Source organism: Terrilactibacillus laevilacticus (assembly GCF_006517395.1).
Lineage (GTDB): Bacteria > Bacillota > Bacilli > Bacillales > Sporolactobacillaceae > Terrilactibacillus > Terrilactibacillus laevilacticus.
The window spans coordinates 12,923-30,977 of sequence record NZ_VDCY01000019.1; the positions used below are offsets into that span (position 1 = coordinate 12,923).

Annotated in this window: 19 protein-coding genes; 11 read left to right on the forward strand and 8 right to left on the reverse strand. The window is 36.6% G+C overall.

Going from position 1 to position 18,055, the window contains the following annotated elements; all coding sequences use genetic code 11:
* Positions 1–12: 12 nt before the first annotated feature.
* From FG390_RS14300 to FG390_RS14315, 4 genes are read right to left on the reverse strand one after another with little or no spacing between them, the layout of a single operon-like run.
* Positions 13–660, reverse strand: coding sequence for a bifunctional 4-hydroxy-2-oxoglutarate aldolase/2-dehydro-3-deoxy-phosphogluconate aldolase (locus FG390_RS14300; protein ID WP_141191714.1), 648 nt, complete (start codon positions 658–660; stop codon positions 13–15).
* A gap of 27 nt (positions 661–687) precedes the next feature.
* Positions 688–1,974: an MFS transporter gene (locus FG390_RS14305; RefSeq protein ID WP_141191715.1), complete on the reverse strand. Its 1,287-nt coding sequence runs from the start codon at positions 1,972–1,974 to the stop codon at positions 688–690.
* 1 nt (position 1,975) lies between these two features.
* Complete coding sequence (locus FG390_RS14310; RefSeq protein ID WP_141191716.1) at positions 1,976–2,935, reverse strand: sugar kinase; 960 nt, start codon at positions 2,933–2,935, stop codon at positions 1,976–1,978.
* Entirely contained in the window at positions 2,935–3,711 is a 777-nt protein-coding gene (locus tag FG390_RS14315) for an IolE/MocC family protein (RefSeq protein ID WP_141191717.1), read from the reverse strand. Before FG390_RS14315 ends, FG390_RS14310 begins: the two co-directional genes overlap by 1 nt.
* Before the next feature lie 292 nt (positions 3,712–4,003).
* On the opposite strand from FG390_RS14315, the gene FG390_RS14320 reads away from it, so the two are divergent.
* From FG390_RS14320 to FG390_RS14335, 4 genes are all read left to right on the forward strand, one after another.
* Entirely contained in the window at positions 4,004–4,903 is a 900-nt protein-coding gene (locus FG390_RS14320; RefSeq protein ID WP_141191718.1) for a DUF4352 domain-containing protein, read from the forward strand.
* Positions 4,904–5,102: 199 nt separating this feature from the next.
* Complete coding sequence (locus tag FG390_RS14325) at positions 5,103–5,969, forward strand: alpha/beta fold hydrolase (RefSeq protein ID WP_141191719.1); 867 nt, start codon at positions 5,103–5,105, stop codon at positions 5,967–5,969.
* A gap of 635 nt (positions 5,970–6,604) precedes the next feature.
* Positions 6,605–7,321 carry a 3-ketoacyl-ACP reductase gene (locus FG390_RS14330; protein ID WP_141191720.1) on the forward strand — a complete coding sequence of 239 codons (717 nt, stop codon included), beginning with the start codon at positions 6,605–6,607 and terminating at the stop codon, positions 7,319–7,321.
* Positions 7,322–7,697: 376 nt separating this feature from the next.
* Positions 7,698–8,000, forward strand: a complete 303-nt coding sequence (locus FG390_RS14335; protein WP_141191721.1) for a DUF5634 family protein — start codon at positions 7,698–7,700, stop codon at positions 7,998–8,000.
* A gap of 239 nt (positions 8,001–8,239) precedes the next feature.
* On the opposite strand, the gene FG390_RS14340 is transcribed toward FG390_RS14335, so the two are convergent.
* Entirely contained in the window at positions 8,240–9,013 is a 774-nt protein-coding gene (locus FG390_RS14340; protein ID WP_141191722.1) for an acetoin reductase, read from the reverse strand.
* Positions 9,014–9,461: 448 nt separating this feature from the next.
* Between FG390_RS14340 and FG390_RS14345 the strand changes: the two genes are divergently transcribed.
* From FG390_RS14345 to FG390_RS14355, 3 genes are read left to right on the forward strand one after another with little or no spacing between them, the layout of a single operon-like run.
* Positions 9,462–9,680 carry a DUF1659 domain-containing protein gene (locus FG390_RS14345; RefSeq protein ID WP_141191723.1) on the forward strand — a complete coding sequence of 73 codons (219 nt, stop codon included), beginning with the start codon at positions 9,462–9,464 and terminating at the stop codon, positions 9,678–9,680.
* A gap of 33 nt (positions 9,681–9,713) precedes the next feature.
* Positions 9,714–9,929 carry a DUF2922 domain-containing protein gene (locus tag FG390_RS14350; RefSeq protein WP_141191724.1) on the forward strand — a complete coding sequence of 72 codons (216 nt, stop codon included), beginning with the start codon at positions 9,714–9,716 and terminating at the stop codon, positions 9,927–9,929.
* A 60-nt stretch (positions 9,930–9,989) separates the two neighbouring features.
* Entirely contained in the window at positions 9,990–10,154 is a 165-nt protein-coding gene (locus FG390_RS14355; protein WP_373681555.1) for a YvrJ family protein, read from the forward strand.
* Positions 10,155–10,260: 106 nt separating this feature from the next.
* Here the strand turns inward: FG390_RS14355 and FG390_RS14360 are convergent, their stop codons facing one another.
* A complete protein-coding gene (locus FG390_RS14360) occupies positions 10,261–10,899 on the reverse strand; it encodes a uracil-DNA glycosylase (protein WP_141191725.1) in 639 nt (212 codons plus the stop codon).
* Positions 10,900–11,244: 345 nt separating this feature from the next.
* Here FG390_RS14360 and FG390_RS14365 point away from each other — a divergent pair, with 345 nt between their 5' ends.
* Positions 11,245–12,018 carry a hypothetical protein gene (locus FG390_RS14365; RefSeq protein WP_141191726.1) on the forward strand — a complete coding sequence of 258 codons (774 nt, stop codon included), beginning with the start codon at positions 11,245–11,247 and terminating at the stop codon, positions 12,016–12,018.
* Between the two features lie 628 nt (positions 12,019–12,646).
* Here FG390_RS14365 and FG390_RS14370 read toward each other — a convergent pair.
* On the reverse strand, positions 12,647–13,012 hold the full coding sequence (locus tag FG390_RS14370) for a DUF3139 domain-containing protein (protein WP_141191727.1): 366 nt from the start codon (positions 13,010–13,012) through the stop codon (positions 12,647–12,649).
* 347 nt (positions 13,013–13,359) lie between these two features.
* Between FG390_RS14370 and FG390_RS14375 the strand changes: the two genes are divergently transcribed.
* Positions 13,360–14,610 carry an IS4 family transposase gene (locus FG390_RS14375; protein WP_141191728.1) on the forward strand — a complete coding sequence of 417 codons (1,251 nt, stop codon included), beginning with the start codon at positions 13,360–13,362 and terminating at the stop codon, positions 14,608–14,610.
* A 152-nt stretch (positions 14,611–14,762) separates the two neighbouring features.
* Here the strand turns inward: FG390_RS14375 and FG390_RS14380 are convergent, their stop codons facing one another.
* Entirely contained in the window at positions 14,763–15,707 is a 945-nt protein-coding gene (locus FG390_RS14380) for a LysR family transcriptional regulator (protein ID WP_141191729.1), read from the reverse strand.
* 95 nt (positions 15,708–15,802) lie between these two features.
* On the opposite strand from FG390_RS14380, the gene FG390_RS14385 reads away from it, so the two are divergent.
* Both FG390_RS14385 and FG390_RS14390 read left to right on the forward strand, forming a co-directional pair.
* Positions 15,803–16,786: a DMT family transporter gene (locus FG390_RS14385; RefSeq protein ID WP_141191730.1), complete on the forward strand. Its 984-nt coding sequence runs from the start codon at positions 15,803–15,805 to the stop codon at positions 16,784–16,786.
* Between the two features lie 179 nt (positions 16,787–16,965).
* A complete protein-coding gene (locus tag FG390_RS14390) occupies positions 16,966–17,754 on the forward strand; it encodes a GNAT family N-acetyltransferase (RefSeq protein WP_141191731.1) in 789 nt (262 codons plus the stop codon).
* The last annotated feature ends 301 nt before the right edge of the window (positions 17,755–18,055 follow it).

The following is an 18,055-nucleotide window of genomic DNA, read 5'->3' on the forward strand; positions in this document are numbered from 1 at the left end:
AGGGTCAATCGCTTATGATTTTGTCGCTGAGTTTTCTATATTTGCTGTATTCATATACCTTTTGGCTTTTTTGGTCAGTTCGGTTAAATAGGATTCGGTTATTTCCTGTTTTGTATTGACTAAGGAACTCCCGATGCCAACTGCAATGGCTCCAGCAGCCAGATAATCCGCAAGATTGGCTTCATCAATGCCGCCTGTCGCCATTAAAGGAATTTGCGGAAGAGGACCAGCCACCTGTTTGAAAAATCCAGCCCCTAACGTACTTGCTGGGAAAACTTTAATGGCATCGGCCCCATTTTCATAGGCTGTCAGAATTTCTGTTGGCGTGTAAGCCCCCGGTATGCTCATGACCCCATAACTTTTCGTGAGCTGAATGGTTTCGGCATGAACCGTTGGTGAAAAAATAAATTGAGCACCAGACAAGATCGAAGCCTTCGCTGTCTCTACATCCAAAACGGTACCTGCACCCGCAATAATAGTCGGATCATGATGAGATGAGAGCTCCTCTAAGGCTTGCAATGCTCTTGGCGTTTCCATGGTTATTTCAATAAGAGAAATGCCACCTTCCCTCAAAGCGCTAGCGATCGGGATGATATTTTCAGGTGTCGCGCCTCTAATAATTGCGACAATCTTCTTGTTTTTAAGCCTATCTATATTCATACTTATTTCTCCTTCCGCAAGTAAATTTTACAATTCTTGAAACGGTACGTTTGTTTCTTCTGCTACATCTCCTTTTTTCTTCTGCTTTGTCGCCATAATGGTTAAGATCGCTGATAAAAACAGTGAAATGGCCATGAAATTGTAAGACGCGCCATATCCCCCTGTTAAATCATTTAAATATCCTACAATATAAGCCCCTACAAAGGATCCAAGCGCTCCCATGCTATTAATTAATGCCATCGCTCCACCAGCTACGTTACGTGGAAGGATTTCTGGGATAATCGCAAAGAACGGTCCATAAGGGGCATACATCGCCCCGCCCGCAATGGTTAACAAGATAAACGACAACCAAAAATGGCTTGTTCCGAGTAAATAAGACCCATAAAAGCAAACAGCACCAATAAGAAGGAATGGATAAACAAACAGTTTGCGGTTTTGCCATTTATCAGAGAAATATGAAACCGTTAACATTAGTACGCAAGCTAATAAATACGGAACGGAAGCCAGCCAGCCTGTGGCCACAATACTCGTATTAGGGGCTGATTTGATAATGGATGGCAACCACATCACGAATCCATAGACTCCAATGCTCCAGAGGGCGTATTGAATGCTTAGTAGAATCACAGTTTTGGATCTAAAAGCTTCGCCGTAATTTTTAACCGATTTTAATTCCTTTTGTTCCGCTTGTAACGCTTCATTTAAAGCGGCTTTTTCCTCACTGTCGAGCCATTTAGCCTCTTTTGGATGATCATTCACAAGCTTCCACCAGATAAACGCCCAAATAATGCCGGGTAGACCTTCTAAAATAAACATCCATCTCCAGCCAAGTGCATTTAAAATATAGCCTGATACAATTGACATCCAAAGAACCGTCGCTGGATTTCCTAAGATTAAGAACGTATTGGCACGAGACCTTTCCGCCTTTGTAAACCAGTGGCTTAAAAATACAAGCATTGCTGGCATAACAGCGCTTTCAACAACACCTAAACAAAAACGAACCACAAATAATAGGGAAACATTTGAAATCAAGCCCGTAGCTGAAGCGAGTAGCCCCCAAAGAATCAAAGCATAGAAGATGAGTTTCTTTGCACTTTTGTTCTCTGCATAATGGGCACCAGGGATTTGAAAGAAGAAGTATCCTAAGAAAAATAAGGCCCCAAGCAAAGAAGAAGTGGCTGCTGTAATATTCAAGTCATGCGCCAGCCCCCCGGCCGCTCCAAAGCTGTAGTTGGCTCTGTCTAAATAAGCTAAACTATACGTGATAAAGACAATTGGAATAAGGCGAATCCATCTTTTATTAGACAACTGATTCATATTAATTCACTCCTTGATCATGTTTAGTTAAATAGGCAAGTAGTTTCTGTTTGTTGGGATAGCCTGTATTGTCGCCAGATGACTGTACAGCCAAAGCACCGATGGCATTTCCTCTTTTTATCGCTTGTTCTAAAGAAATTTTTTCTAATAAACCGCTGATTACGCCAACGGCAAAACCATCGCCCGCGCCAACCGTATCGATCACTCGAGAGACTTGAATTCCTTTTACATAGCCTTCTTTTTGTAAAGTTTTATAATAAGCTCCTCTTTCACCAAGCTTAATCATTACGGCGCTCGCTCCGGCATCGAGATAATAAGAAGCGATATCTTCAGGTGTATCATAACCGGTGAGAAGTTTCCCTTCTGTTATTCCTGGAAGAACATAGTCTGCTTGTTTGGCAAAAAAGTTGATGGTATCAATCATTTCTTTTTCAGAGTTCCAAAGGGATGGGCGTAGATTGGTGTCAAAGGAGATCGTCTTACCGTGTTGTTTCATAAATTTTAGCGCATGCTCTGCAAAATCTCTGGCAGATAAAGATAAAGCAAGTGGAATACCGGTCATATGCAAATGTCTGGCTCGCAAAAAATAGTCTTCGTCAAAATCGGCAACGTACAATCTGCTTGCAGCAGAACCCTTGCGAAAATACTGCACTTCAGGATCGCCGACTTCTACTTTAGATTTTAACTGAAAGCCTGTTGCATGATCCGTATCTAGTACGATGTGATCTGTCAGCACGTGATGTTCCTGAAGCTTTTGAACGATGAATTTACCGAAGGCGTCATCCCCTACTTTGCTGATAAAACTCGTTTTAAATCCCAACTTAGCTAGACCGATCGCCACATTGGTCTCAGCACCCGCCAGCTCCATAGAAAAAGTTCTTGTTTCATGCAGAGGGCCGATCGAATCCGCGATAAACATCGCCATAGCTTCACCAAAAGTGATAACATCCAATGATTTCATTACGAACTCACCCTTTCCGCATGATCTCCGTTAATGATCTCTATATAACGATTAATGGATGGACTATCTGGGAAAATCGGAAATTCTAACGCTTTCGGAACAGTGGAAAAATACACGTCATTTATTTCTTTCCAAAGTTCTTTGTTCCCGTCATTGATCGGAACCGTCAGTAGTCGATGATTTTGTGGAATGACGTGTTTGACATGATAATACGAAACGTATGGGCTAAGTAGGGCGGCGGCGTCACAGGCATTCTCATTCGTGTACACCCAGTTACCGACATCAAACGTCATGTGAACGGGCACGCTTTGCTTTTCTGCTTGCTGAAAAAATTGAAATAACGGATTGATTCTGCCACCTTCTCTTGTTTGATCATTTTCAATAAGCAATCGAACGGTTGGATACTGATCAAGAAGATTTGTAAGGGGTTTCAAATTTGATTTTTGAACATCAAAGTGGCCTAAAGGAAGCTTAAGCCATTTTGCTTCAATCTGCTTCGCCTCTTCCATCGCGGTCTGAGCCCCTTCTTCATTTAAAGAATAGTTTTCTTTCCATAATGGAATTGGCGCAGAATAAACGGTCAACAGATGATGATTTTTGAGTGTGTGATGGATTTTCTGTAAGTCATGTGTTATAGAGGAGGAGTTTAAGAGTTCTTTTCTAATTTCTATTCCGTTTGCATTGGAATTGGCAATGATGGTGATGTAAAAGTCAATATCTTTTTTCAAACCCTTTTCATCAGAAAAGGCATTTAATGGGATAACTACTTGAGCCATAGATAAATCACCTCACCTTTATCTTTTAATAAACCGGTTTAGTGAAATTATAAACCCTATGTAAGCGCTTTACAAGCCTTTTTTATTTTTAATTTTCGAGTGATGACAGTCGATTGCATTCTGACTTTCACACTGTCTATATAGAATGGACAATTGCATTAACAATGTCCTTTTGCGGTGCCTGTCACCCACGGTGACAGACACCGCCACACCAATGTATAATAAATTAGCAACCGATGTTTGCCTATTGGGGTTTACATAAAATAAAAAAACACTAAGAGGGGATTTTAACGTGAAAACATTATTTAGGAGATGTCTTTCTTTATCATTAGTATTAATTTTAGTAGGTTCTGTTTCATTCTTTTCTTTCAGTAACCACTCCAAAGCTGCTACAAAACATTATTATTATGTTCATAAAACGTCAAATTTGTATAGTTCAACTAAGAGTTCAAAGAAGAAATTGAAAACGATCTCTATTAATGTGAGATTATCCACTTATTCAAGTAAAACGAGCAGTATGTATAAAGTAACATACTCCGGTAAAACAGGTTATGTATATAAAGCTAATTTATCAACTAAGCCAACATATGTGACTCGGTATGTCAAAAAAACAGCCAATCTTTATAATAATACAAGTACTCACAAGAAAAAAATGACCTCCATTCCTATAAACACAAAACTAACGACAACAAGTCCTTTATCAGATAAACTCTATAAAGTTAACTACAAAGGAAAAAATGGGTACGTATACAGTGACAATCTCTCATCAACAAAGGTTAAGGTGCCACAAAAGACAACATATCATTTTGGTGATACAGCTAGAATTGGTGATCTTAAAGTAACTGTGTCTTATCCAATAAACTTGGATCCATATTATGCATTTGAGGATGATTTCTCAGATGTTAATAATGTCGTTGAATTCAAAGTATCTGTCACTAACATTGGTAAAGAAGCCCATTATATAGACACAACTGACTTTGATCTATATAAAAATAATATTAGCCAAGATGAATACTATCCTTTATATCATGATGAATCCATTAGTGGAAACATCCATCCAGGAGATAGTGTCAGAGGATCACTCTATTATGAAACAAATGAAAATTCTTCTTTGAAATTGACGTTTGACAACTATCAATATGATAGCAATTTTAATAAAATAAAAGCCATAAGCTTTTATGGTAGAAATTAATTATAGACATTTTTTGGTATCGAAGCTATAAATCTAAGAAAAACCCCGCTATTCTCATTGCTTTAGAAAATGGCGGGGTTCATTCGTAATTGTAAGTTCTGTGACCGTTGAAGTCATGTCCATATGGTGTGGACATTTTCGTTAGAAATGTCTTTTTGCGGTGCCTGTCACCGGTAGAATAATAGATGGGGGATAGCTTATGGATAGAAGATTCGAGACATTTTCATCAGAAGGTATTTCAATAGAATATTCCATCGTTGGTGATGGAGAACCTATATTTGTCTTGCATGGGGGACATTCAAACTGTAAGGAAGAATTTGGATATAAAGCTTTATTGGAGAATGGTTTCTCACTCATCACCCCTTCAAGACCTGGATATGGTGGGACATCTAAAGAAGTTGGAGAAAGTCTATCAAAAGCGTGCAAATATTATTCTAAATTGCTTAATCATCTAAATATTAAAAAAACCCACTTACTTGCAATCTCTGCTGGTGGTCCAAGTGGAATATATTTTGCATCAAAGTATCCCGAGCAAGTTTGTACACTTACATTGCAATCGGCTGTTACGAAAAAATGGTTAACATCGAGTGATAAAGAATACAAAGCTGCAAAGATTTTGTTTCGCCCAGAAACTGAAAAATTTACATGGGGTTTAATATCTACCATGAACAACATTTTCCCACGATTTATCTTTAAACAAATGTTCCCTTCATTCAGTAAACTGAAGTATAGTGAAGCAAAAGCTAAAATTAATGAAGGTGATGTTGAAGCTATTAGAAAAATGAATAATCGCCAACGGTCAAGTTTTGGATTCTTTATAGATTTAAAACAAGTAAATGAGTTAACTATTGAAGATGTACAAACGGTTACTTGTCCAACTCTTATTATGCATAGTAAGAATGATGCTTCTGTGCCTTTAGAACATGCCTATTTTGCCCAAGATAACATTCCTTCTTCAGAGATATGTATACTTGACTCATGGGGTCATTTAATTTGGCTTGGGAATTCATCTGATGAAACGGATGAAAGCATTATAAGCTTTTTAAAGACTAATAAAATATCATAATTGGTCTTAATTTGGTGGTGACAGTACCACAAGATTATGTGACTAATAGGAATTCCCAGAGAAATGTCCTGCGTACCTGTATAGTGTCAATACTACCCGTTCCGATGAAGATTCAACGGAAATAGACAATTACAGTTTGAGCGCTTTTCAAATAAAGGGAATTCATTCATTTTCCCCCTTGACCTACTCAATTAATCTAATACCGAAATCGCGAGAAACGATCATATACCTCCGCCCTACTGATATGCAAAAAGCACATTCTATTGGAGAAGTATAGATTATCTGGAGTAATTTGAAAAAGTATTAGTTTATTTAAGGGAATAAAGTAACTATTGGTTTGATGTTTGTTATGAACCAAAAGACAACATATGTATGGGGGCCGTTGCAGTACCGCTAATTATCGCTTCAGCCATCAGGCTCCCGCAGCAGCAATTAGTCTATCTTATTTCCTTTGACTTGTTTACATGTGACGTTGCTTCATTAGAGTACATTTCTAACTTTCACACTGTCTTCGTGAAATGGACAATTGCATTAACAATGTCCTTTTGCGGTGCCTGTCACCCACACAGGAATATTTAACAAGGTTTTAGTAAATATTTATATTTGTGAATGAATCTAAATTAAGGAATGGTGGCATGATCTCGTTAAGTGGAAAAAATGCATTAATTACAGGTGCTGGCAGAGGAATCGGGCGTTCTACCGCAATCAGTTTAGCTAAAGAAGGCGTCAATCTAGGATTAATCGGATTAAATATGGCCAATCTTGAAAAAGTGACAGCAGAACTTGAGGCATATAACGTGAAAATTTCGGCAGCATCAGCGGATGTCGCAGATCTGACATCTGTTCAACATGCGGTGGAACATATAAAATCAGACCTTGGATCAATTGATATCTTAATCAATAATGCAGGGATAGCTAAATTTGGCGGTTTTCTCGATTTAACTCCAGAAGAATGGGAGAAAATTATTCGCGTGAATTTAATGGGCGTATACAATGTGACCAGGATCGTATTACCTGACATGATTGAAAGAAAGTCAGGTGATATCGTCAATATCTCCTCCACTGCCGGCCAAAAAGGTGCCCCAGTAACAAGTGCTTACAGCGCATCTAAGTTTGCTGTATTAGGTCTGACAGAATCACTCATGATGGAGGTACGAAAGCATAATATCCGAATTACGGCTTTCACCCCAAGTACGGTTGCTACTGACTTAGCATTTGAAAGTAATCTTATTTCTGGTAATCCTGAAAATGCAATGCAGCCGGAGGATATTGCAGAAATGATTGTAGCGGGGTTAAAACTGCATCCAAGAGTATTCGTAAAGACCGCTGGACTGTGGGCAACAAATCCTTAATAGAGGTTGTTCAAAAAATCACCAGAGATAAGCTGCGAATCCTCGGCGCCCGCTCGTTTTTCTGGTCCTCAAGTAGTGGATACAAGTGGATCGCTGGCTAAAATCGCCCACGCTGGCGCTAAGGCTAACACATCATGTGGAATGCTGGTCCTAAGGAACAGCGCCGCTCTTATCTTCCGACGCCCAGGACGGGCAAGTAACTGGCGTTTCTTGCAGGATGCCAGCGTACTTAGCCAGTAACCCTTTTCGTTTGTCACCTTTTTGAACACGTACTAATACAATAATCGAACAAAAAATTCATTAAATTTTTTTATGAAATATTCGCTAAGAATTATTACATATGAATATTGGTTGTATTCAGGAAAGAGGTATCAAAATGGAATTCTTATCTCGGGAACAAATTATTAATGAATTACAACAATCTTTTCAATCCTATATCGATAAGTATGATATTGATAATATCGGCATTTTTGAAGAAGAAGGTCAAGATGATCGATATTATATCGGCTTCACGGTTAATAAAAATGGAAAGACCTACCATATCCATTCCTCTTACTCGAAAAATGGAAAAGGTGGTTTAAGGCCGGTACAAAATGAATGGACAGTTGAAACCGATGATCCCCAAAAAGAAGATTTAAAAGGCTATCATGATTTAGAAAGTGTATTCCGGAATATTTAACCACATCATCAGATACAATCAGTCAGTCCTCAACAGTGTAACTCGTTACAGAGGACTGATTCTTCGTCTGTCATTTTTATTTATTTTTCCAATAGCAGTTTCATGATGTATCAGTAAATCCCCTCTCTTTTTCTTTTTGCAGTGACTGTCACCCACATATTCACCTACACAAAAACCCCGCTATTCCCATTGTGTTTTTGAGAATAGCGGGGTTCATAATTCGGGTGAGACTGGCACCCCTATCTATACACAAGCCCACCATCAGTCAAGATCGCTTGACCTGTAATGTAATCAGAAGCATCTGATGCTAAGAAGTCTACGAGATTAGCCACATCTTCGGGTGTTTGATATCTTTGTAATGCAATTTCTGAGGAGAATTTTTCGAATGCTTCCCCTGGTTTTAAATCATCACTATATTTAACCATCTCTTCATCAATTCGATCCCACATTTTTGTTTTTGCAATACCTGGGCAATAAGCATTAACAGTAATTTGATGTTTTGCTAATTCTTTTGCAGCTGAATGTGTGAAAGATCGAACGGCATGTTTCGTTGCGGAATATGTACCAAGCATAGCATAGGCTTCATGTCCTGCAATACTACATGCATTAATGATTTTACCTTTGGTATTTTGTCTAATAAATTGTTCGGCTGCCGCTTGTGTACCAAACACGACACCATTCACATTAATTCTAAATAATCTATTCAACTCGTCTTCTTTAATTAGTAAAAATGGCGTTACAGCGTCAATACCCGCATTATTGACGAAAACATCTAAATGACCAAATTTATCAACAGCTTCTTTAACTAAATTAAATTGATCTTCACGCTTAGAGACGTCTCCTTTTACACCGATTACGTCAAAGTTTTTCCCTTTTAGTTCTTCTACCGTCTTATTTAATAAATCTTCGTTAATATCATGAAGAACAACGCTAAACCCATTGCTACATAATTTTTCAGCGATGCCTCTTCCTAATCCTCCAGCGGAACCTGTAACAACTGCTACTTTACTCATAACAAATACCTCTTTTCAATAATGATAGTTTAAAAGATTATTAAGCTTTTACCCTACTTCTAAAAAAGATTATATATATTTGTTCCTACAGGTACATTTTAACATATTGACTAATTTATATCTTGTTTTAAGATTCCAGCTTTTATAATTTTAACCTTATTCATGATTTTTCACATGACGTGAAATAAGGTGTTAATATTAAAACCCATATTCTATAGGATCTTCACAATGAGTTCTAAAGGCATTCAAATTGGTGCAGTCGCCGTACAATCCTATCTAATTGAACAAAGTGCGGTGCCTACATTATATAGGAATTAATTTACAGTGTCCATATGAGGTGGACTGTTATAGTGGGAATGTCTTTTCGCGGTGCCTGTCACCAACTTCTCCTTTCACTCACCATTTCTATCTACTACCTGCGATTTATAGAGTGAAGGAGGTGATCAACATGGCAAGTGCAAATACATTATCATCCGCTCTTTCCTTAGCCCTTGATGGTGGACTGGACGAGAAAGGAAAGCAAATCTTGAAAAAGAAGAGCTTTCGAAATGTTAAGGCAACGGCTTCTCAAGATGCGGTTTATGCTGTGGCACAAGCTCTCGCTCCACTCCAAACGCTCCCGTTAATCGACATCGAGCGTACGGATGTCTTCCAAATCCATGAGTAAAACTAATTTTCTTATTAAAAGGAGGTGAAAATCATGAAAACACTTCAACTTCAATTTGAAAATGCCCAAGGCGGCACGGCAACCGTTTCTTTAGACAACCCGTTTGAACCTGTAAATCCAGCAGCTATTCAAGCTGCACAAACTACGATTCTATCGCAAAACATTTTCAACTCGACAGGAGGCGATTATGTCAAAGTGAAAGGAGCTAAAATCATTGAGCGTAATGTCACGGATATTGTCTTAAGCTAAGCCAAAACGAGGGGTTTGCGGTCCCCTCTTTTATTATATTTAACCGATAAGGAGGCTAAAATGATGGATCAATGGATCGCTATGGCAAAGGATGTTGGTTTCCCCATCATGGTTACTCTTTATTTGCTTTATCGGATCGAAGGAAAACTTGATGAACTCAACCGTTCCATTCAGCAGCTGCCGAACGCGATTGTCCAGACCTTGCCAAAGGATAAAGTGTCTTAAAAGGAAACGCCAAGTCAGTGTATGAAAAAGAGTACTGGCTTGGCGTTAGTTTTATAATTAACGGGTGGTGTCTTTTGACATATTCTTCATGTTGCTAATTCCAATATTAAACACCCGTACATAGATGCCTAATTCCCTCTCTAAATTCACCCTTCCCTCCATTCGATGGATGACGAATCTTGGTACTTTCAATTTGTAGTAAATCTAATGATTCTTTAGCGCAGTTTCCAATAGCAACCACTTGATCAATAGAAAATAATTCGAGAAGATCTAATAAAAATTCTTTTCCCATCATCAATTCTTTCCGAGTTGGCTTTCGATTCGATTCATAATTGCCTAGTTTATGAGGATGAAAAGGATAGGCATTCCACATTAATGGAAACACACCGAAGTCTTGGAATGCTTGCCAGACAATTGTAGCACTGGCTTCCTTCTGTAGTGAAGTATGAGCATATAAAGGAGTATGATTCTGCTGCGTACCAAATAGCTGGTGCTGCTGATTTAAAATATATTCACTTGTAAATGGAACTCCGGACCACCTACAACCTCTATATCCTGGCGCTTCACCGACCAAAAGAGTATGACAATCTAAGTCTTTCATGACTCTTAGATAAAGATTTAGATTGTTGCGAGTCGTTTCTCCCAATGTGTGATCATAGGCATATTGATTAAATGTTAACTCGTTTGTCTTTATTCTCGCCAATTTTTCCACAAATGCTGTAATCTCCATCTCTCTTTCCATCATCTCACCTCTTTTAATTTATATTGGAACTGGAATAATATGATGATAGTCAATAATAGGACTTCACAAAGAGTACATCTAAATAAATTATCTTTGTTTTCAAGCAGTTTTATATCAGATGAATGCATAAGCGATTTTAACCACATCCTCTATAATTCTATGTCTAACATTTAATTAATACTTCGACATAAATCGATATTCTCCTCTACTTGAAAAAATCTATAAATTATCTCCTTCCCTTTTTATCTTAGTCATATTTGTTCGACACCAACTCTAATATTTTAGTATTATTTCGTGTATAGGACGATCTACTCATCTCATATCCTTTATCAATAAGGAAGATCGGAGTTGATGAAGGTGTCCGAATGGTTTGCAGCTAATGATATCAAGGTTCTCCATCATTACCTTCCTTTAGATAAGACAGCAAAGAAAGACTACCGTTTGGCAATAAATACGGATGGTCCTTTAATGCGTTTGTATCGGAATTCAGCTAATGAACTCTTACTGATACAAGGTATTAATGCATACAACTCATTAAAGGTTCTTTCTCCTAATAAAAAAGTCCCTTGTTTTGTTATCAACAATAATATCTCCGAACTTGAGTGGTGTTTCACTTTTTTGCGATCATGTTTTAAAGAAAAAGTATATTTCATGGTTAATTACGAGTATATTATGTATGCACTCAAAAAGACGAATGAGAACGTTAAAAAAATGGCCGAAGAAATTAATTGTTCAGAGAAAGATATCCAGAAATTTATCGTTGATACGAGGGTTCCTGATCATTACAAAGAATTAGCTATTAAATATAGAAAACAAGGCCTTGTTAATGCGATTTGTCAAAATTCAATATTAAAAGACTATCATGATTTTCTTTATAAACTCACATTCAGAGAGAACCATAAATTAACCAAAGTAAAGTTAAAATTATTTGAGGATTATATAAAATTTGGTTATTCATTAGATATAGAGAAGAGTTATGCTATTGAATGGTTTAATAAAATAGTTGATAAAAAACAGGCATGGAAAATATATTGGGAATATTTAAACAATGATTACTCACTGTCAAAACATTATACTCATTTCCCTAGAGTTATCAAGAATAAAAAAATCCGGGCAAAATAACTTATCTTATTAGGGAGAATGGAAGTATCTTTCGAGGAAATTTGGGTGGTGACAAACACCTTTTTCTCGATAAAACTCTGGTGATAACTAGTCCTTCCAATATGGACATAATTGTTGAAAATGTCTTTTCGCGGTACCTGTCACCACAAACACATTATCTCCTTTATTCTGACCATGAAATACCGAGCCCCTTTTTTCTTATCTCTGATCTAGTTTCTTCTCAATATAACACCATTCACATTTTACATTTTTTTGGAGAGCAAGTAATTTGATCTGGACTATAGATAATGTTATTTTAATTTTTAGATAAATATTTAATATGCCTAGTCCTTACATTGCTATTGTCTTTAATACTCTAATACTACCACTTGGTTGTATTACAAGTGAAATAAGACTTATCATTAAGCATTATTCATGTCAATCCTCATAATCAAGTCTCTATTTTATGATTTGTTCTATACTATTTCAGATAGCTTATAGCCTGAGCTGTTCAAAAAAGAGCTTTTCGCCATATTCTGCGTTTTATATTTATTAAGCCAGTCTTAATTTGCCTATTAACAATCAGTGGATCTTCAGTAAACTAATCAATAATATTATGCCCTCAACCATTTGGAAGAGGGCTAAATAACTACTTTTGGTGATACAAAGTGCCATCTTTGTTGTATTCCGATGCTTCACTACTATATTTTTCTATATATTTTTGATTTACATCATTCCATCCATAATCAATGTAATTTGCTTTATCCTTTTTGAAAATTACCATAACTTGATAAGGTAACCTTCCACCCTTCTCCCAATTATAATCTACTCTAATTTTAAAAATATCTTTCTGAGAATATCCTTCTTTTTGTAACTCCCACATAGTTGCAGAAAGAATTTTTTCCCGTTCTTTAATATCACCAGTTGTATATTTTTGGAACCATAATAGTCCGATAATGATTAATAATAAGATTATAAACAAAGTTACGATAGTATTACCTATCTTTTTCTTCATACTCTTATCCCCCAGTTATGTAAAATAGAAAAATGAACCAATTTAAAGAATTATACCATAATCTAAAAACATACTATAAATTCGGGTGGTGAAAGGCCCATAAGACTATTTCAGCAGCTGCCGAACACGATTGTCCAGACATTTCCGAAGGATAAAATGTCGTAAACAAAGCCCCATACCATCATCACGTGTATGGGGCTATTTACTCTTTTTGACATTAGCTTTGCACAAACATTATCTTTGATTGTCAAGTAGTTTTGTGGAAAAACGTGTTTTCAAGGCATAAAAAAATCCTTATAATTAGGTTTGGTAGTTCTGTCCAAATCCTAATATATAAGGAATATCTCATGGACAAGAATAACATAAAACCTACAATTAATGAACTATTTGATGCAATTAATAAAAAAACTTTTTCCAAGCTAATTAACGTGATTGATCTTGACAAATATGTTAAGAAATTGACAGCTTATAAGTTCCTTCAACTCTTAATCATTGCGCAATTGAATGAAACGAAAAGCTTAACGCGATTATCCAAAAAGCTTAGAGACACGAAGGAACTCCAAACTCACATACAGTTTGAGGCGATAAGTACATCCCAACTGTCAAGAAAGCTTGGGCAATTGTCACCGAAGTTATTTGAAAAAATCTTTCACCATTTGGTCTTTAAAATTCAAGCTCAAATGAAGAATAAGCCACTTGTCCGTGATATCGGTCGTCTGCACGTGATTGATTCTTCAACCATGAGCATGAGTTTGAGCCAGTATCCTTGGGCGAGGTTCAGAAAAACAAAAGCTGGCATTCGCCTTCACCTTCGTGTCGTTGTGACGAAAGAGATCACTGCTCCTGACAAAGCCGTACTGTTACCTGCTACACACGCTGATCGAACACAGATGAATGCATTGATTGAAATCGATCCTGATGCGATTTATTTGTTTGATCGTGGTTATACGGACTATAAACAGTTTGAGCGCTTATGCCATGAAAAGGGTCGTTTTATTACACGTGTGAAGAAAAACGCTCAAATTGAGGTGCTTTCTGAACAAGTTCCTGATCCATCCCAACACATTTTTAAAGACCAAGACGTCTATCTCGGAAAAGAAATAACAGGAACGAAAATGACACAACCTTTACGACTGATTGAAACAAAGGATATCGAAGGAAATCTCGTCACGATCATAACCAACTGCTTTGATTTATCAGCTAAAGAGATTGGCGACCTTTACCGTTATCGGTGGAAGATTGAAACGTTTTTCAAATGGATGAAGCAACACTTAAAGATCAAAACCTTTTATGGACAGAGTCAACATGCCGTTTATAATCAAATATGGATCGCACTCATCACATACTGTCTACACGTTTTACTTCAACAGAAAGTGGGTTATAAGGGCCCTCTACTCGAAGTAAACGACACATTGAAAAACCTTTTATTTCAAGGGTTTGATACTTTTGTTCGATCACTATTCAGATCCCCAACTCGAACGTCAAAAGGACGTAGAAAATATGACTGGGAGAACGAATTTCTCCTGATCGAGCAGCAGTTTAACGAAGGTGAGGTGAGCCATTTAAACGACTTAGTGTACGACCCATTGTTCTTATAAAATGGAAAAAAGAAATAGTTTACAAATTATGGATCAGATCTACCTCTTATATCCTTGCTTTCCTTTTTTTATTCAGTGTATAAAATATGTATCTGAATATTCAATCATAAAATGATTTCTTCCAAAAAAACAATTGACACAAAGAATTTAATTTAATGCAACGCTAATGTCTTTTTGATATAAATAATTTTCGACAAAATCTGGGCGGTGGCAGTAGAATCAAATATTTCAGACGTACATTGACTCATTGCTTTAATGAAGGCTTTGGTTGCTGGGGTCGTCTCTTCAAATGAGTGGGTGATCATTCTAACATCGACATCAATAGGTGGATGAATGGCCTTGACAACCAAGTTATGCGGCTGCGAAGCAAGTGAAAATATTGAAATAATACCGATGCCCAATTTATTTTCAACCATACGTACGAGGGTTTCCGTATTTTGCACGATTAAATTGTTCTTTAAATCGCAATGACTTTTTTCATATAGTTTATCTAATGTAATTTCTTGTCCGCTTTTACAAAAGATTAGTTCATGCTGATTCTCTCGTAAATTAATCTTATTTTCCTCGCTCAATCGATGATCTTCCGGAACAACTGCGACGATATGATCTGTATAAAGAGCTTCAGATTCAAAAGAATCAAATGGCGCGGCAACAATGCCCATATCGACGACGCGATCCTCGACCCATTCTTTAATTTGATTGGACGAGCCTTCCACTAATTTAATTTGAACATGGGGATACTGCAAACGAAATGTTGCAAGAACCTTAGGCAATATATTGGCGGTTACTGTGGGCACAGAGCCTATTTTAACTGTACTTCCGATTAAATTATTCTCATAATCGGCGATTTGATAAATTTTATCTTCGATGGATTGCATTTGTCTAGCCAATTTGAGAATGTCTTTTCCCACATCGGTAAGCATAAGCCCCTGTTTCTTATCCCTAATGAAGAGCCTGACATGAAGCATATCCTCTAAATTCTTCAATGCTTTACTAACAGCTGGTTGCGAAATGAAAAGTTCTTTAGAAGCGTTCGTAATATTCATGGTTTCTGCTACTTTAATGAATATATACAAGTTATTCATATTCATAACCATTTAGTTATCTCCTCTTATAAAAATATGTATTTTGCTTATAATCCAATATATCATAATATGGTTTTAATAGGAAATTTAAGTGAGGAGATTTAATTATGAAGAAAAACATTATTTATATAGTGATATGCAGTGTCCTAATTAGTTCAATGGAGATCAATCTCAAAATTGCAGGGGCTTCATTTAATTCGATTCAGTTGACCTTTCTCCGGTTTCTCGTTGGTGGGCTCATTTTATTACCCTTCACAATCTGGTCGTTGAAGAAACGAGGTTTATCTTTAAAAGCCAGACATTGGGGTATTTTCGCCTTAAATGGATTAATTCTTGTCGTGGTTAGTATGACGTTTTATCAATTAGGGGTGGATTATACCAAAGCATCGACAGTGGCCGTTTTATTTAGCAGCAATCCCATTTTCGCCTTGATTCTTTCCTCCCTATTTTTAAAAGAAAAATTATCAAGATCTCTAATCATATCAATGATTCTTTCGGTTATTGGTCTTATCGTTATCGTGAATCCAATAAACTTAACCGACCCTGCCGGCATTACTTTTGCAATTCTAGGTGCTATGGTATTCGGACTATACAGCTTCGTTTCCAAATGGGCGGCCATGTATAAAGGAATCAATGGCATGACGATGACTGCCTTTTCTTGCATTATAGGTAGTTTGGAATTGCTTGTCCTCATCGTCCTTACGCATGTTTCTTTTATAAAAAATGAAATCATGCAACATCCGGCATTAGCATCATTTAAGGAAATTCCTGTTATCCATGGTCTAGCTTGGCATGATATCCTCGTGCTCCTACTCGTAGGAATAGGTAATACAGGCATTGCTTTTGCCCTTTATTTTGTCATCATGGAACGTTCGAATCTGTCCATGGCATCGCTGCCTTTCTTTATCAAACCGGCTCTCGCTCCTATCATGGCATTTTTTATTTTATCTGAAACATTTACCGCTAATCTTGTTATTGGCATTATCATTATACTTGTTGGATCAGTACTGACTGTATATGGGAATAGACTAATTGCCAAGCCTTCCGATTCATTAAATCATCATCGTAAGTCTCAAATTAATGAATACTAATGTTTGAAGCATCATCTGAAATATTAATCTTGACTTTTTGCGGTACCTGTCACCACAAACACAAAAATCGAAACATTTTTTTCAATTCAAATCACTCAATTAAATTAGAGTGACTTTTTCAAAGGATTATAGGATATTTATGTTAAACTTTAATAAATATCAAAATATAGGAGTAAAATATGATGAATTTAAAAGATGTTTTTTCACTTGATTTTGCATACCTTGAGACCTTTGCAAAACGAATAGAAACGTCCTGGGGTGCAATTTTTTACAATGAAAGTCATCCGAATTATTATGACGCAAATCACGCTCACATTAGTGATGCTATTGATAATCCAAAGTTAATAATTGATGAAGTAAAAACTTTTTATAATTCTAGAAAAATCATACCTAGATTTTATATTTATAACTTAGATGCTCAACAAGAATTGGTTGACAAACTTAAATCGAATCATTTCGGTTTCGAAGAATTAATCAATCCTGTTCAATTGTGGGAACAAAAGGTTTTGGAAAAGGAAAATCGCAAGGAAATTTCTATTGAATTGGTTACAAAAAAGAATTATTCTGAAGCGTTAAATATTGAATGCAGTATTACAGAATTTGGGGGCAAAGCAGTTAGGGAAAAGGCTTTTGAGGTAGAATTTAATCATCCTAGTTTTATACATTATTTACTTCGGTACAATGGAATTGCCTGTGCAACAGCTTGTATTTTTATCAATGATAATCAGGCACGGATGGAAAGTGTTGCAACTCTGGAGGCTTACAGGGGGCAAGGATTAATAGGTGAATTGATTCATTATATTCAATCAGAAGTTGCTAAGAAAGAGTTAGAAAACCTTTGGGTGTTTCCTATTAACGAAAAAATAGAAAAAGTCTATCAAAAATATGGATTTAAAACCGTTGCAAAACTGAAAATGGGACACGCCTTTTTAGGGGGAAGAAGCATAAAAGAAATTCAGGGATATTAATTTTGGTTAAAGAATTAGCGAAGCAATAAATAATAACGGAGCTTGGAATACTTTTTCCAAGCTCATTTCTATTTCAAACCTAAACTACTTATACCAAATCAACCGTATTTCCTGTTGTTAATTTTTTGTTAAAACATTTGCGAATTGTTATGCGAATTCGGTTGTGAATTGGTGTTTTGCACCTCTAAACCGAACCCGTTAAAAGCCGATATGAGTGTTTTTCTGTTTATGAGGCAAAAGGTATTATTCTCTCATCTTAGTAGAAACCAAGGTATTATCTCACTTTCGAATTCATGCTTTG

What these genes read in the sequence shown, in the direction of transcription:
- FG390_RS14300 (WP_141191714.1), bottom strand. Translation starts at nt 660, where the DNA reads ATGAATATAGATAGGCTTAAAAACAAGAAGATTGTCGCAATTATTAGA.
- FG390_RS14305 (WP_141191715.1), bottom strand. Translation starts at nt 1,974, where the DNA reads ATGAATCAGTTGTCTAATAAAAGATGGATTCGCCTTATTCCAATTGTC.
- FG390_RS14310 (WP_141191716.1), bottom strand. Translation starts at nt 2,935, where the DNA reads ATGAAATCATTGGATGTTATCACTTTTGGTGAAGCTATGGCGATGTTT.
- FG390_RS14315 (WP_141191717.1), bottom strand. Translation starts at nt 3,711, where the DNA reads ATGGCTCAAGTAGTTATCCCATTAAATGCCTTTTCTGATGAAAAGGGT.
- FG390_RS14325 (WP_141191719.1), top strand. Translation starts at nt 5,103, where the DNA reads ATGGATAGAAGATTCGAGACATTTTCATCAGAAGGTATTTCAATAGAA.
- FG390_RS14330 (WP_141191720.1), top strand. Translation starts at nt 6,605, where the DNA reads ATGATCTCGTTAAGTGGAAAAAATGCATTAATTACAGGTGCTGGCAGA.
- FG390_RS14335 (WP_141191721.1), top strand. Translation starts at nt 7,698, where the DNA reads ATGGAATTCTTATCTCGGGAACAAATTATTAATGAATTACAACAATCT.
- FG390_RS14340 (WP_141191722.1), bottom strand. Translation starts at nt 9,013, where the DNA reads ATGAGTAAAGTAGCAGTTGTTACAGGTTCCGCTGGAGGATTAGGAAGA.
- FG390_RS14345 (WP_141191723.1), top strand. Translation starts at nt 9,462, where the DNA reads ATGGCAAGTGCAAATACATTATCATCCGCTCTTTCCTTAGCCCTTGAT.
- FG390_RS14350 (WP_141191724.1), top strand. Translation starts at nt 9,714, where the DNA reads ATGAAAACACTTCAACTTCAATTTGAAAATGCCCAAGGCGGCACGGCA.
- FG390_RS14355 (WP_373681555.1), top strand. Translation starts at nt 9,990, where the DNA reads ATGATGGATCAATGGATCGCTATGGCAAAGGATGTTGGTTTCCCCATC.
- FG390_RS14360 (WP_141191725.1), bottom strand. Translation starts at nt 10,899, where the DNA reads ATGATGGAAAGAGAGATGGAGATTACAGCATTTGTGGAAAAATTGGCG.
- FG390_RS14370 (WP_141191727.1), bottom strand. Translation starts at nt 13,012, where the DNA reads ATGAAGAAAAAGATAGGTAATACTATCGTAACTTTGTTTATAATCTTA.
- FG390_RS14375 (WP_141191728.1), top strand. Translation starts at nt 13,360, where the DNA reads ATGGACAAGAATAACATAAAACCTACAATTAATGAACTATTTGATGCA.
- FG390_RS14380 (WP_141191729.1), bottom strand. Translation starts at nt 15,707, where the DNA reads ATGGTTATGAATATGAATAACTTGTATATATTCATTAAAGTAGCAGAA.
- FG390_RS14385 (WP_141191730.1), top strand. Translation starts at nt 15,803, where the DNA reads ATGAAGAAAAACATTATTTATATAGTGATATGCAGTGTCCTAATTAGT.
- FG390_RS14390 (WP_141191731.1), top strand. Translation starts at nt 16,966, where the DNA reads ATGATGAATTTAAAAGATGTTTTTTCACTTGATTTTGCATACCTTGAG.